Source organism: Singulisphaera rosea, from assembly GCF_054877945.1.
Genome location: NZ_JBTYIP020000026.1, coordinates 49,387 through 63,843 on the forward strand (window position 1 = coordinate 49,387; position 14,457 = coordinate 63,843).

The following is a 14,457-nucleotide window of genomic DNA, read 5'->3' on the forward strand; positions in this document are numbered from 1 at the left end:
GCCTGCGATGCCCCCTCGAACTCGCCGACCCGTAACGAGACGACCATGCCGAGACTGAGCCTCTCACGCATCAACAGCTCCATCGCCGGCCGCCTCCTCTCGTGGTTCCTGGCGATCGCCCTGATCCCCTGCGCCTTGCTGACCGGCGTGTCCTCCTGGATCTCGGGCAAGGCGCTCGAGCAATCCATCCTCCGCGAGCTGACGGTCATCTCCGAGGCGAAGTCTGCCACCCTCGAGACGTTCGCGGCCGAGCGGCTCCGCAGCGTCACGGCGATGGCCCGGACCCGGACGATGGTCATGTCGTCCACCCGCTTCGGCGATGGGATCAAGAAGCCTGGCGGGATGAACTCGCCCGAATATCAGGAGGTCAAGAAGGACCTGGGACCGCTCCTGACCTACATCGCCGAGGCGTTCGAGTACCCCAACTTCTACCTCTTCTCCCCCGAGGGAGACCTCCTCTTCCGGCTCCACGACGACCTCGACATCGGCCGTTCGATCGAGTCCGGCCCGCTCAAGGAGACCGAGCTCGCCGGCGTATTCGATCGCGCCCGGACGCTGCTCCAGTCGGAGATGTCGGACTACCAGATCTATCCCGGCCTGAAGGCCCCCGCGCTGTTCATCGCCAGCCCGGTGCTGAACGACGCCGGGACCGTGGTCGGCGTGATCGTCTACCAACTCAACAACGAGCAGATCTACCAGGTCGTCGAAGACTACACCGGGCTCGGCCTGACGGGCGAGACCCAGGTCGCGATCCGGTCGGGCGACGAGGTGATCGTCGCCGCCCCGATGCGATCCGACCCCGAGGCGAGCTTCCGCCACAAGATCCCGATGGGGAGCGAACGTTCCCTCGGGCTCCAGAAGGGGGTCCAGGGCGAGCGGGGCTCGGGCGAGGTCGTGGACTACGCACACGACCGCGACGTGCCTGTCATCGCCGTCTGGACCTACATCCCCTCGTTCCGCTGGGCGATGGTCGTGAAGCAGGACATCGCCGAAGCTTATGCGCCGATCCGGCACCAGTGGTACGCCACGATCGCCCTGCTGATCCTGACGGGCGTGCCGGTCATCCTCGTCGCCCGGTTGGTGGCACGTTCGCTCTCGAGGCCGATCCGCGACGCCGCACAGGTCGCCGCGCGGGTCGCCGCGGGTGACCTCACGTCCAAGGTCACCGAGAAGGCGACGGGCGAACCCGGGCAGCTCCTTACCGCGATCGACACGATGACCGAGTACCTCCGCTCGCTCATCGGCCGGATCCAGAAGTCGAGCGTTGCGCTCATGTCCACGGCGACGGAGATCGCCGCGACCTCGAGGCAACAGGAGCAGACCGTCAACGAATACGGCGCCTCGATGCACCAGGCCGTCGCCGCCGTCCGGCAGATCTCGGCGACCAGCCAGGAGCTGCTCAAGACGATGAACGACGTGAGCAGCGTCGCCGAGCATACCGCCTCGATGGCCACATCCGGCCAGGACAGCCTCTCGGGCATGGACCGGACGATGCGACAGCTCGCCGACTCGACGAGCTCGATCGGCTCGAAGCTCTCGGTCATCAGCGAGCGGGCCGGGAACATCAACCTCGTCGTCACGACGATCACCAAGGTCGCCGACCAGACGAACCTCCTGTCGATCAACGCGGCGATCGAGGCCGAGAAGGCCGGCGAATATGGCCTAGGCTTCCTCGTGGTGGCCCGGGAGATCCGCAGGCTCGCCGACCAGACGGCCGTCGCGACCCTCGACATCGAGCGGATGGTGAAGGAGATGCAGTACAGCGTCTCGGCCGGCGTGATGGAGATGGACAAGTTCAGCGACCAGGTCCGCCAGGGGGTCACCGAGGTCAACCATATCGGTGAGCAGCTCGGGCAGATCATCGGAGCCGTGCAGGCCCTCACGGCGCGATTCGACCAGGTCAACGAGGGGATGCGGGCCCAGTCCCAGGGGGCCGACCAGATCCGCGAGGCGATGGTCCGGCTCAGCGAAGGGGCGAACCAGACCGCCGGGTCGCTCCGCGAGTTCAACGAGGCCAACACCCACCTGCGCGAGGCGGTGAACGGCCTGAAGGAAGAGGTCTCGCGCTTTACCCTCGGCCCGGCCGAGGCCCCGACGGGCCCCGACTCGTTCTGAGGTCGACAACGACGAAGACGTCCCTACTGCGAAGGTGCAACGATGCTCTTGCTGGTCTTCAAAATCGCCGATGACGCCTACGCCGTCGACGCCGAGAAGGTCGTCGAGGTCGTGCCCCGGGTGAACCTTCGGGCCGTCCCGCACGCGCCGGAATATCTGGCGGGACTCTTCCACTACCGTGATACGATGGCACCCGTGATCGACATGAATCAGTTGATCGACGGCCACCCGTGCCGGGATCGATTGAGCACCCGGATCATCCTCGTCCAGAGCCCGGTCGCGGGAGGGGCGCCGTTCTTGCTCGGATTGATGGCGGAGCGAGTCGACGACCTGAAATCGGTGTCGGGGAAGCGGGCGATGTTCCCCGCGATGCCCCTGAGCGGAGCCCCGTACCTGGGACCGATCATCCAGGCGGACGAGACCCTGGTCCAATTAATCGACGTCGAGCAGGTGTTGCCGGAGGCGTTGCGCGAGGCCTTGTTCGGGGCATTGGAGGCGTCGTGATGTGGCGAACTCGCGTCGAAGACCTGCTCTCGAGAGAGATCGGCCTCGACCCCGCCGCGGTCGGTGCCGGCACCATCGCCAAGGCCGTGGAGACGCGCCGGGCCGCCCGAGGGGTCGCGTCGGTCGAGGAGTACGTCGCGGCCCTCCAGGGCTCCGGCGAGGAGCTCCAGGCCCTGATCGACGAGGTCGTCATCCCGGAAAGCTGGTTCTTCCGCGACGTCCAGCCCTTCGAGCTCGTCCAGCGCCTCGCCCGCGAGCGCTGGCTCCGCGACCCATCCCAGCCCCCCTTGCGGGCCCTGAGCCTCCCTTGTGCCTCGGGCGAAGAGCCATACTCCATCGCGCTCGCCCTCAAAGGGGTTGGTCTCCCGACGCACCGCTTCCACATCGACGGCGTCGACATCAGCACGCGGGTCCTCGACCGCGCGAGGCGCGGGGTTTATAGCGAGAACGCTTTCCGAAGCAAGGCCTTCCCCGACTACCGTCGGCACTTCCGCCCGACCGCGAACGGCTTCGAGCTCGACCCCGCCGTGAAGGCGTCCGTGCGCTTCCACCGCGGGAACCTGCTCGACGCCGGTCTCCTGAAATACGAAGCTCCTTATGACTTCATCTTCTTCCGGAACCTGCTGATCTACCTGACCCCGGACGCCCGAGAACGGGCGATGGCCACGCTCGACCGGCTTCTGGCCCCGACCGGGATCCTCTTCGCGGGGCACTCCGAGGCCCTGGCGATCCTCACGCCTCGCTTCGCCCCGATCCCGGAGCGGGGATGCTTCGCCTATCGCCGCGTGTCGGCGTTGGCGAAGACTCCCGAACCGGTGCCGACCCGCCCCGTCGTTTCCCGGCCGCATCGCCCCGCGGACCTCCGCCAGACCGCGACGGCCCGGCCAAAGCTCTTCTCCTCCAGGGCCGACCTTGGTCATACCTCGCCGGGGCTCGAAGCAACCCAAGCCCCGAACGTCCCAGCCCCTGGCTTGCTGGAGCGGGCGACCGAGTGTGCCAACCAACGGCGATATGACGAGGCCATCCGGCTCTGCGAGCAATCGAACCGCGAGCGGGGCCCGAGTGCCCAGGCCTACTTCTTGCTCGGCATGATCCACCAGGCAACGGGGCGGGCCGATCAGGCCGACGCCTGCCTGCTCAAGGCCGTTTATCTCGACGCCCAGCACGACGAGGCGCTCCTCGCGCTCGCGCTGAACGCTCAGAAGCGCGGCGACCCGTCGGCCGAGGCCGGTTACCGTCGCAGGGCCGAACGGGCCTCGCAGCGGAAAGGGGCGCGATGAGTAACGGACTCGACTCCGAGCTGCCCGTCGTCGACTGCTGGAGGCGGATCGGGATCGGCGGCGACCGGAGCTGCCCCGAGCTCGAGGTCCACGTCCACTGCCGGAGCTGCCCGGTCTACTCGTCGGCCGCCCGGACCTTCTTCGACCGTCCCGCCCCGGCCGGCTACCTCGCCGAGTGGACCCGCCTGCTCGGCCGAGAGAAGCAGGTCATCGACGCCGACTCGCTCAGCGTCCTGGTCTTCCGGCTCCTCGGCGAATGGCTCGCGCTCAGCACGAAGGTCCTCGCGGAAGTCACCCACCCCCGGCCCGTCCACCGGATCCCGCACCGGACCGACGAGACGCTCCTGGGGCTCGTGAACGTCCGGGGACAGTTGCAGCTCTGCGTCTCGATGCACGGCCTGCTCGGGGTCGACTCCGATGAATCGACCCTGGCGAAGGAGTCGACCGAGGACGCCGGCCGGATGATCACGCCCAGGCTCGTGGTCGTCGAGTCGAAGTCGAAGCGCTGGGCATTCCCGGCCGAAGAGGTGCGCGGGGTCGGGCGGATCCCCCGGGGGCAGCTCCGGGTCGTCCCCTCGACCTTGACCAAGGTCAGCAGCTTCAGCCAGGCCGTCTTCACCTGGCGTGGACATTCCATCGGCCTGCTCGACGAGCATCGCGTCCTCGCCGCGCTTCGGAGCCTCGGGCAGTGAGCGACGACCTGAGCGGATTCTCATTGATGGAGCTCTTCCGGGCCGAGGTGGAAGGCCAGGTGGCCGTCCTCTCCGAAGGCCTGCTCGCGCTCGAAGGGGGCGACGCCTCGCCGTCCTCGCTCGAGTCGATGATGCGCGCGGCGCACTCCATCAAGGGGGCCGCCCGGATCGTCGGGCTCGACGCCGCGGTCAAGGTCGCCCACGTCCTCGAAGACTGCTTCGTCGCCGCCCAGCACGACAAGATCCGGATCCTGCCGCACCACGTCGATATCCTGCTCCGAGGCATCGACCTCCTCTCCCAGTGCTCGCTGGTCGCCGAGGAGGAGGTCGAGTCGTGGGCGGCCGAGAACGCCGCCCGGATCGAGGCGACGATCGCCGAGGTCGCGGCCATCCTCACGGGCGAGACTCCGGTCTCATCCGAGCCTCCCCCCCCTGCCCCGCCGGACACCGTCCCCGAAGAACCGCCCCCCCCCGAGCCGGCTCCGACGCCGGAGATCCTCGAGGAAACGCCTCCCGGCGTCGCCTCGGAATCGGAAGGGGCCGCCGCGGCCCAGGTCCCTGCGCCGGCCACGGCTGAGGCTCCGACTCCTCCCGCACCAGCACCGCCCCCCAAGCCGACGCAAACCACGACGCCGACGCCGAAGCCGACGCCGAGCGAGCCTCCGAAGGCGGCTCCGGCACAGGCACGGGCCGTCGAGCAGGCAGAGCGGGTGGTCCGGGTGACGGCCGACAGCCTCACGCACCTGATGGGGCTCGCGGGCGAGTCGCTCGTCGAGGCCAGGCGGCTCCGGCCGTTCGTCGACTCGCTCCTGGCGCTCAAGAACAGCCAGACGGCCCTCTGGGAGAGCCTCCGGCAGATGGAGGACCGCTGGTCGACCGAAGGGCTCGACCCGGCCCGCGAGCGCGACGTCGTCTCGCGGGCGAAGCAGCAGGCGGGGCGCTGCCGGCAGTTGCTCAACGAGAAGCTCGAAGAGTTCGATGACTTTGCCAGGAGGATCGAAGACCTCTCGGGGAGGCTCCACCACGAGGTCCTCGCCAGCCGAGTCCGCCCCCTGGCCGACGGTGTCTCCGGGTTCCCCAGGATGGTCCGCGACGTCGCCCGGCAGTTGGGCAAGAAGGTCCGGCTCGAGATCCGAGGGGAGAAGACCGGGGTCGACCGCGACATCCTCGAGAAGCTCGAGGCCCCGATCAACCACCTGATCCGCAACTCGCTCGACCACGGCCTCGAGACTCCGGAAGAGCGGCTCGCGGCCGGCAAGCCCGAGACCGGCACCATCCGCCTCGAGGCGAGGCACCGCGCGGGGAGGCTCCAGGTCACCCTCACCGACGACGGCAAGGGGATCAACCCGGAGAAGGTCCGGGCCCGGATCGTCGAACGCGGGCTCGTCGCCGAGTCGATGGCCGCGCAGTTGGGCGAGGCCGAGATCCTCGAATTCCTCTTCCTCCCCGGATTCTCGACCAAGGAAGAGGTGACCGACCTCTCGGGACGAGGGGTCGGCCTCGACGTCGTGCAGAGCATGGTCCGCGAGGTCGGGGGCACGGTCCGAGTCGCCTCGCAGCAGGGACGAGAGACGTCGTTCACCCTCCAGCTCCCGATCACGATGTCGGTGATCCGAGCCCTGCTCGTGAACATCGGCGGCGAGCCTTATGCCTTCCCGCTGACCCGGATCGACCGCATCCTCGAGGTCCCCAAGAGCTCGCTCCAGGTCCTGGAAGGCCGGCAGCATTTCGTCCTCGACGACCAGCCGGTCGGCCTCGTCTCGGCGACCCAGGTCCTCGAGCTCCCGCCGGTCGAAGCCGAGGAGGGGGATCTCTCGGTCGTCGTCGTCAGCGACCGCGGGCAGCGGTTCGGGATGGTCGTGGACGCGTTCCTGGGCGAGCGCGACCTCCAGGTCCGGCCGCTCGACCCCAGGCTCGGCAAGGTCCCCGACATCAGCAGCGCGTCGGTGCTCGAAGACGGCTGGCCCGTCCTCATCATCGACGTCGAGGACCTCGTCCGGTCGATCGACAACCTCCTCGCCGGGCGCCGGCTCAAACGGCTCGAACCGACGACCGCCGCTCGGCAGGAGCGGGTCGTGAAGCGAGTCCTCGTCGTCGACGACTCGATCACCGTCCGGGAGCTCGAGCGTCAGCTCCTCGAAAATCAGGGATATTCGGTCGACACCGCCGTGGATGGCATGGATGGCTGGAACGCCGTCCGCAGCGGCCTCTACCACCTCGTCGTGAGCGACGTCGACATGCCACGCATGGACGGGATCGAGTTCGTCCGGAAGATCAAGCAGGACCCCTTGCTCAAGTCGCTGCCGGTGGTCATCATCTCGTACAAAGATCGTGAAGAAGACAGGATGCGCGGCCTCGATGCCGGGGCGACCGCCTACCTGACCAAGAGCAGCTTCCACGACCAGACGTTCTTGCGCACGGTAGTCGACTTGATCGGCGAGGCTCGCGGATGAGGATTGGGATCGCCAACGACGTCGCCATGGCCCGCGAGGCGCTTCGTCGCGTCGTCCAGTCGGTCCCGGAAAACCAGGTCGCCTGGCTCGCGAAGGACGGCGACGAGGCCGTCGCGTTCGCCCGCAAGGACCGCCCGGATGTGATCCTGATGGATCTCATCATGCCCAGGACCGACGGGGCCGAGGCCACCCGACGGATCATGGCCGAGTCCCCCTGCGCGATTCTCGTCGTGACCGCATCGGTTAGCGATCATATCCACAAAGTTTACGAAGCAATGGGTCACGGGGCCTTGGATGCTGTCGACACGCCGGCACTCGGGCCGTCCGGGAAGGTCGCGGGGGCCTCGCCCTTGCTCGAGAAGATCAGGACCGTCGCGAAGCTGATAGGCAAGCCCTCGGTCCCGAACGTCGCCCGGCGCTCGACGCCCTCGCCCGTCGCCCGGCAACGACTGGGCGACCTCGTGCTCCTGGGGGCCTCGACCGGAGGCCCGAAGGCCCTGGCCGACATCCTCTCCGGGATCCCGGCCGGCTGGCCGGCCGGCGTCATCATCGTCCAGCACGTCGACGCGGCCTTCGCCCCGAGCCTGGCGCACTGGCTTGGGGCCAACTCGCCGCTGCCGGTCTCCCTGGTCGTCGAGGGACGACGTCCGGAGCCCGGCAAGGTCCTCCTCGCCGCAACGAATGACCACCTCGTCATGGCCGCCGACCGTACCTTGTGGTACTCGGCCGACCCGGTCGATTGCAGCTTCCGCCCTTCCTTGGACGTCTTCTTCGCCAGCGTCGCCGCCCACTGGCCCGACCCGGGCCTGGCCGTGCTCCTGACCGGCATGGGCCGCGACGGGGCCTCGGGGCTCTTGACGCTCCGGCAGGAAGGCTGGCAAACCATCGCACAGGATCAGGCGACGAGCGTCGTCTGGGGGATGCCGAAGGCGGCCGTCGAACTCGGCGCCGCCTCGAGAGTCCTCCCCGTCGGCCGGATCGCCGAGGCCCTCGTCTCACACCTGCGGACCAAGACCTCCGCCTAGGAGACTCGTCGGATGAGCGTCGAACCGTCACTCACCGAGCATAAGATCACCGTCCTGTTGGTCGACGACCAGCCGATGATCGGCGAGGCCGTCCGCCGGATGCTCGTCGGCGACGACGGCATCGTCTTCCACTACTGCAAAGACCCCACCAAGGCCATCGAGACCGCCGACAAGATCGGCCCCACCGTCATCCTCCAAGACCTCGTGATGCCGGACATCGACGGGCTCGAGCTCGTCAACCGGTTCCGGGCCCACGAGGCGACCCGCGAGACCCCCTTGATCGTCCTCTCCACCAAGGAAGAGCCGACGACCAAGGCCGAGGCCTTCGCGCGGGGGGCGAATGACTACCTCGTCAAACTCCCCGACAAGCTCGAGCTCGTGGCGCGGATCCGCTACCACTCGAAGGGCTATATCAACCTCCTCCAGCGTAACGAGGCTTATCAGGCCCTGCTGGAGAGCCAGAAGCGGTTAGCCGAGGATGTCGCCCAGGCCGAGAAATACGTCCGCTCGCTCCTCCCCGAGCCGGTGCGTCGCGGGCCCGTCCGCGCCGACTGGCGGTTCATCCCCTCCGCCACGCTCGGCGGCGACTCGTTCGGATACCACCCGCTCGACGACGACCATTACACCTTCTACCTCCTCGACGTCTGCGGCCACGGCGTCGGCGCGGCGTTGCTGTCGGTCTCGGCCCTGAACGCCCTGCGCTCGCAGTCGCTCCCCCAGACCGACTTCCGCCACCCCGGCCAGGTCCTGAACGCCCTGAACCGCGCCTTCCCGATGGATCAGCAGAACGGCAAGTTCTTCACCATCTGGTACGGCGTGTACAACCCCAAGACCCGCCACCTCAAGTACTCCGGCGCGGGCCACCCCCCGGCCCTCCTCGTCGGCGGCCCCTCCCCCGACCAACTCTCCATCAGCCTGCTCGACTCCCAGGGGCCGATGGTCGGCGCCGTCGAGGACCTCGAATTCGTCACCGGCGAATGCGACATCCCCCCCTGCGCCAAGCTCTTCCTCTACAGCGACGGCCTCTTCGAGATCGAACAGCCCAACGGCGTCATGTGGCCCTTCGAGGACTTCGTCAAAGTCCTCGGCGACCCCGCCCGCCCCGGCACCTCCGACCTCGACCGCATGATCGCCGACGCCCGACGCGTCGGCGAACGCGACGACTTCGTCGACGACTTCTCCATCGTCGAGCTCGACTTCCCGGCCGCGACCTGAACTCCGATGCTTGGCCGCTCGAGCCGGGCCGTTTGCACCGGGGAGACCGTGAAAATGGGCCACCAGATTCAGGGGACCGTTTGCGAAATCCAGCAACCCTTCCGGCAGAGGTTCTGGTAGAACGAACGTGGGTCCAATCCAGCCCGCGGCGCCGAAGACGTCCTGCGGGCACAGGCCACCAAAACCGGGCGTTGGGGCGTGTTGCGAACGAGGCCCGAGCATCCCAGGAGATGTGCGATGCGGGCATTCGCCCGGAGACTGACGTTATTGGTCCTCATCTCCGGCTCTGCGACTTCCGCCCTCGCGGCCGACGGACCGGGTGGGAACAAGGGAGCTTCCCCCATGGTGTGGATCCCCGTGTTACTCCCGACGTTCATTGTCATCTTGTTGATCTACTCGATCCTCCGCAATTCCCGCCGGAATCAGGGGATGGTCGAGCAGAGCGTCGAGAAGAGCGAAGAAACCTTCCGGCAACACAGACAACACGCAGAAGAACACATGAGGCGCCTTGAAACCCAGGTCGATCAAGTGGCCGAGCGGTTGGACCGGGTGATCGCGTTGTTGGAAGCCATCGAGCACGGCCAGAGGGGCGGGCCTGTCTAACCGGGCACCGGAGGAGCCCCGGAGCCTCCCAAGTCGATCGAGCCAGCACGGCCTGGCCCGCGGGTGACGCCGGTTTGAACGACCGGGGTCGCGGAGCGACAGAAGGCTCACGACTCGAGTGGGTCGGGGCCGGGACCCAGTCAGGAGGAGCACCCCATTCTCAGACCACCATGCCGAATCCCTCGTCGAGCCGGGATCGGCTGTGGGATGCAAAGGGTTGGCTCATCCCACGACGCCCGAGCGTCCGCGAGAGCCACCTCGCCTTCGGCCGTCCGTGCCGTGAGACATCCCGAATCGTATTTATAGCCGACTGGCAATCGGCCTCTTGTCGCTGCGCGACCCCGGTTGTTCCAACCGCTGCCACCCTCCAGTCGGAAATCGGCAAACGCCAGCCGACCTCATGCGTCGCCGTGTCACCGGGGGGCCATTCCCATCGTATAGGGGGAAAACCATATCGTGTGACTTGGATTCTTATGGGCAAGGCGATGCCTGCCCATTGACCCCCTACCCCCCGGAGGGCTCCACGGTGGCACAAAAGGCAGACATGGTGTACAACGGCACCGAAGTGGATTGGCACGGTGTCGGTAAGTTCAAGGCAACGTCGGGATTGATGGGTCACCAAAACTCCGACGAACAGGGGAAGGTCGACATGGGACCGATCCCCGAAGGGCGATATTCCTTCACGCTCCACGTCGAGAAAAAGCCGGGCGAGATGATCAGCGAGACATCACTCGACGTTCGGGAGGGGATCGAGAGCCTGCCGGCGACCTGGACGTTTCACGGCAAGATCTTCTCCAACAACGCCTGGGGCCCGGACCGCGTCCGGCTCCGCACGGAGCACATCGACAGCCCCGCGAACCGCAAACGGGGCGGCTTCTACCTCCATGACTCGACCAAAGGATTCTCGCACGGCTGTATCGAGGTCGACCCCGCCTTCTTCCTGAGCCTGCGACGCCTCGCCGCGACCCCGCCCGCCAAGCGAGGGAATCGCAACAGGCTCATCATCAAAGTCAAATACCCCGGCCCCGGCACCTCGACCAACGGTGGGACCCTCGTCACCCCCTGAGGCCGACCGTCCTCGCCACGAGATCCAACAGGTCCCGACTCAGCTTCGACGTGCGAGAGTATCTCCCGAGGATTCGCCGCGACCGAGCGAATCACCCCGGGTTGAACTCCGTGCACAACGCCTCCGGGCGACCTCTTACAAGCCCGAAACGCCAGCGGGTGAATCCTCTCGCATGAAACCGAGAGCGATTCACCCGCTGGCGCTTCGGACTCGTCTCGGAACGGTGCGAGTCGAGCCTTGACGATCCTACAGAACGAATCATCCCCTCCCGACCCCCCAAGCCATCCTCTGACTCTTGTAAAGCGTGGATTCGTTCTCTAAGCTGGGACGGATCGCCATTGCTGGATTTCCTCTGAATTTGGAGGCACTTATGGGCAAGCGTCCCATCGCCGAACGTAGGCCCTACGATCGCAGCATCCAAGGCCACGAATCGAGCCCAGCAATCGCGTCCGGCGAAGATGCTCCCAAGGCTTCGTTCGTTCGAAGTTCGGACAGTCGCGGACGAACGCCACGGGGTTTACCACTTCATTGGGCCACGCCCCCGGCTCCTTCCTCAGCCCTGGAGGGCCGCCGCAGTTGGATGCCACTAACGCTACTCGTTAAATTTATCATCATTCTTTCTATTTTCCACACAACAGAAAGCGCGTTTGCGAACAGCAGTTCCGAATCCGATGATGCTCAACTCAAAGTCGAAGCACGCGAGGTCGTGAGCCGATACGCCAAAGACTACGACGCATACATCAAGGCGTTGCGCGATTCCAAGAATCCCGAACACTACAAGAAAGCGATCGAGACGCGCCCCGTACCCGTCCCGGATGCGGCCAAGCTGGTGGGTTGGGCCGAGCGAAACCCGAAGGATGCCGGGGCCGTGGATGTGCTCACCACGGTCGTCCAGCATGGCCGCTTCACCAAGGAAGCCCAGAAGGCGGCCGACCTCCTGAGGCGGGATCACCTGGACCTCCACGGTGCACCGTTCGTGGAGACGGGGTTGCAGGTCATGAACTGGCCCATGCCCGTCGCCGAGGCGTGGATGCGGGCGTACCTCGAACATAGCCCCGATCGACAGACGCGCGCGAGGGCCTGCTTTGATCTCGCACTCTACAAGAAGTGGCTCCGCGATCGAGCCGTCAAAGAGATGGACGCCGACTGGCTGAATCGGTTGGAAACGGGCTTCGGCAAAGGCTCGACCGACTACCTCAAGACTCTCGATTCCGAGCGACTGACCGAAGATGCGATTTCGCTCCTCGAGCGACTCAACGGCGAGTTCGGGGACGTGGAATGGGCGGGCGGGCGATTGGCAGACTTCGCCAGGCCCCACTATTTCGAGTTATCGACACTTGCCATCGGCAAACCTGCACCCGAAATCGAAGCGGAAGACCTCGACGGCGCTCCGTTTCGATTGACCCAGTCTCGTGGCAAGGTTGTAGTGCTCTCATTCTGGGCCACATGGTGCGGACCCTGCATGGCGATGGTTCCCGACGAGCGTACCATGGTCAAGCGATTCGACGGTACGCCGTTCGTCTTGCTCGGGATCAACGGCGACCTTGACCCGGAGACCGCGAGGCGAGCCGTCCGAGACCACCAGATCAATTGGCGATCCTGGTGGGACGGGAGCGCGAAGACCGACCCCATCTCCAAGACCTGGAACGTGCGAAGTTGGCCGACGAGCTACGTGATCGACCACAAGGGGATCATCCGGCACAAGAACCTCAAGGGACAGGAACTGGAGAGGGCGGTCGAGCAACTCCTCCAGGAAGTCGGAGCCGAAGCCAAGGGCGAATCATCGTCGCATGCTGCGGATCTCATTCGCATTGACCACGCTCTTGTCGGCGTCAACGTGGAGTCGCCCAGACGGCCTTTCGCCCGTTTTCCCAGGGTCCATCTTCGACCAATACAACGGATCGTCATTTTACATTTTTCGTTTCTTCAGTCCCCGTGAGATCCCGTCTTCGACGCCCTGGGTCGACGGCTTCGACATCGAAATACCTCCTGGCGACGAATCGTGCTTCCGTCTCGAAGGAGGAGCGATTCGATGCACCTCGAGGTTAAGAACTCGGCACGCAGAGCGTGCAAGACGGCATTCCCAGGGGACCGTGGGAACGAGAACGGATCAAGTGAATTATTTCAACAATAGTAGTAAGCCAACCTTCCGTGAGGCAAGGGAGATGGCTCACCCTATTCCTCTCCGAGCGCCACGAGGAACGCTTTCTTGCCGATCCCGAACATGGGGGCGTGGTCTGTGTTGACCATGACCACGACACCCGTCTTGCGTGCCGGCATGAATATGAGCATGGTCAGGAATCCGTCGTCGCTCCCGCCGTGCATCACGACCTGCTGGCCTTTATGATCCGGAAGGAACCAGCTAATCCCCATATATTCTTTTTTGGAAATCTCGACGGCCGGCTTCCAGAGCACGTCATAGGTCGAGTCTTTCAGGATCCGATGGCCGTCCAGCTCTCCGCGATTCAAGTTCGCCAACATCCAACGGACCATGTCCGCCGCGCTCGAATGCAGGTTCGAGCTGGGGGTGTGGATGCGATTGTAGGGATAGTGGGCCACAGCGGTCAGCGGGCCATCCTTCGTCCGCGTATGACCGGTCGCGAGTCGGGCCGGATCCGCCTCCTTCAGCAGCAGGGTGCTCGACGTCATGCCGATCGGCTTGAGGATATGGGACTGCACATAATTTTCGAAGCTCATCCCGGACGACTTGGCGACGAGGTCACCGAGGACTTCGAATGCCATGTTGCTGTAGGCGAACTTCGTCCCCGGGTCCCAGCGCAGTTCTTTGTCTCGAAGGCTGCGGACGTAGCGTTCCAGGGCACCATCGTCGTACTCGGGCTTGTTCCAGAGATAGTCCTCGACGTCCGGCATTCCTGAAGAATGGGTCAGCATCTGCCGCACCGTGATGGTAGGGCCGCGAGGGTCCTTGATCTCGAAGTACGGCAGAAATTGCCTGACGGGGGCATCGAGCTGCACCTTGCCCTGCTCCACGAGTTGCATCACCGACGTCGCCACGAAAGGCTTGGTGATCGACGCCATGTGGAAGAGCGTGTCGGCGGTGACCGGTCGGTCGGGCGTCTTCGAATCCATCACCCCGAAGCCGCGGATATAGACCGGACGGCCGGACTCGACGACCCCGATAGCGAGCCCCGGGATTTGCTGCTTGCTCATCACCTGGGCAAGGAACGGCTCCAGTTTCTCGGCGATGCGACGTTCGGTGGTTTGGGCCAATGACGGCGGGGCGAATGCCAGGCCGACGATGATCATGGCCGATAGGATTCTCATGGGAAGACACCGACCCTTTCGAGGTTTCGAGGATAAGAGGATCACTCCGAGGGTCGTCGGCGCATTCGCCGACATCCCCGGCGGATCGACCGGGCCGTCCACACCCGACACCTGGCCCGGTCGACACGAGTCCGGCCGCAGATCGTTGCGAGATGCTCGTCTTGGCCGCCTGGTGTCGCTGTGATATATTACATACCACCGGATCAAAATCAAGCGACG

11 protein-coding genes are annotated in these 14,457 nt (G+C 65.6%); 10 read left to right on the plus strand and 1 reads right to left on the minus strand.

Translation table 11 applies throughout. The annotated features are described in order from the left end of the window. Nucleotides 1-45 precede the first annotated feature (45 nt). From ACYOEI_RS31305 to ACYOEI_RS31350, 10 genes are all read left to right on the plus strand, one after another. A complete protein-coding gene (locus ACYOEI_RS31305; protein ID WP_462853726.1) occupies nt 46-2,115 on the plus strand; it encodes a methyl-accepting chemotaxis protein in 2,070 nt (689 codons plus the stop codon). 42 nt (nt 2,116-2,157) lie between these two features. Then, a complete protein-coding gene (locus ACYOEI_RS31310) occupies nt 2,158-2,619 on the plus strand; it encodes a chemotaxis protein CheW (RefSeq protein WP_462853727.1) in 462 nt (153 codons plus the stop codon). Then, nucleotides 2,619-3,899 (plus strand): CheR family methyltransferase, encoded by a 1,281-nt coding sequence (locus tag ACYOEI_RS31315; protein WP_462853729.1) that lies wholly within the window; start codon nt 2,619-2,621, stop codon nt 3,897-3,899. Before ACYOEI_RS31310 ends, ACYOEI_RS31315 begins: the two co-directional genes overlap by 1 nt. Continuing rightward, on the plus strand, nt 3,896-4,591 hold the full coding sequence (locus tag ACYOEI_RS31320; protein WP_462853730.1) for a chemotaxis protein CheW: 696 nt from the start codon (nt 3,896-3,898) through the stop codon (nt 4,589-4,591). Before ACYOEI_RS31315 ends, ACYOEI_RS31320 begins: the two co-directional genes overlap by 4 nt. Continuing rightward, nucleotides 4,588-7,044, plus strand: coding sequence for a hybrid sensor histidine kinase/response regulator (locus tag ACYOEI_RS31325; protein WP_462853732.1), 2,457 nt, complete (start codon nt 4,588-4,590; stop codon nt 7,042-7,044). Before ACYOEI_RS31320 ends, ACYOEI_RS31325 begins: the two co-directional genes overlap by 4 nt. Continuing rightward, the gene (gene cheB / locus ACYOEI_RS31330; protein WP_462853734.1) at nt 7,041-8,069 is read left to right on the plus strand and encodes a chemotaxis response regulator protein-glutamate methylesterase; all 1,029 of its coding nucleotides are present in this window, start codon (nt 7,041-7,043) and stop codon (nt 8,067-8,069) included. Before ACYOEI_RS31325 ends, cheB begins: the two co-directional genes overlap by 4 nt. A 12-nt stretch (nt 8,070-8,081) precedes the next feature. Further along, nucleotides 8,082-9,284, plus strand: a complete 1,203-nt coding sequence (locus tag ACYOEI_RS31335) for a SpoIIE family protein phosphatase (RefSeq protein WP_462853735.1) — start codon at nt 8,082-8,084, stop codon at nt 9,282-9,284. 342 nt (nt 9,285-9,626) lie between these two features. Beyond that, a complete protein-coding gene (locus ACYOEI_RS31340) occupies nt 9,627-9,887 on the plus strand; it encodes a hypothetical protein (RefSeq protein ID WP_462853737.1) in 261 nt (86 codons plus the stop codon). A 526-nt stretch (nt 9,888-10,413) separates the two neighbouring features. Continuing rightward, nucleotides 10,414-10,953 carry a DUF2778 domain-containing protein gene (locus tag ACYOEI_RS31345; RefSeq protein ID WP_462853738.1) on the plus strand — a complete coding sequence of 180 codons (540 nt, stop codon included), beginning with the start codon at nt 10,414-10,416 and terminating at the stop codon, nt 10,951-10,953. 706 nt (nt 10,954-11,659) lie between these two features. Further along, nucleotides 11,660-12,892 carry a TlpA family protein disulfide reductase gene (locus tag ACYOEI_RS31350; RefSeq protein WP_462853740.1) on the plus strand — a complete coding sequence of 411 codons (1,233 nt, stop codon included), beginning with the start codon at nt 11,660-11,662 and terminating at the stop codon, nt 12,890-12,892. A gap of 236 nt (nt 12,893-13,128) precedes the next feature. Here the strand turns inward: ACYOEI_RS31350 and ACYOEI_RS31355 are convergent, their stop codons facing one another. Beyond that, a complete protein-coding gene (locus ACYOEI_RS31355; RefSeq protein ID WP_462853741.1) occupies nt 13,129-14,238 on the minus strand; it encodes a serine hydrolase domain-containing protein in 1,110 nt (369 codons plus the stop codon). Nucleotides 14,239-14,457 lie beyond the last annotated feature (219 nt).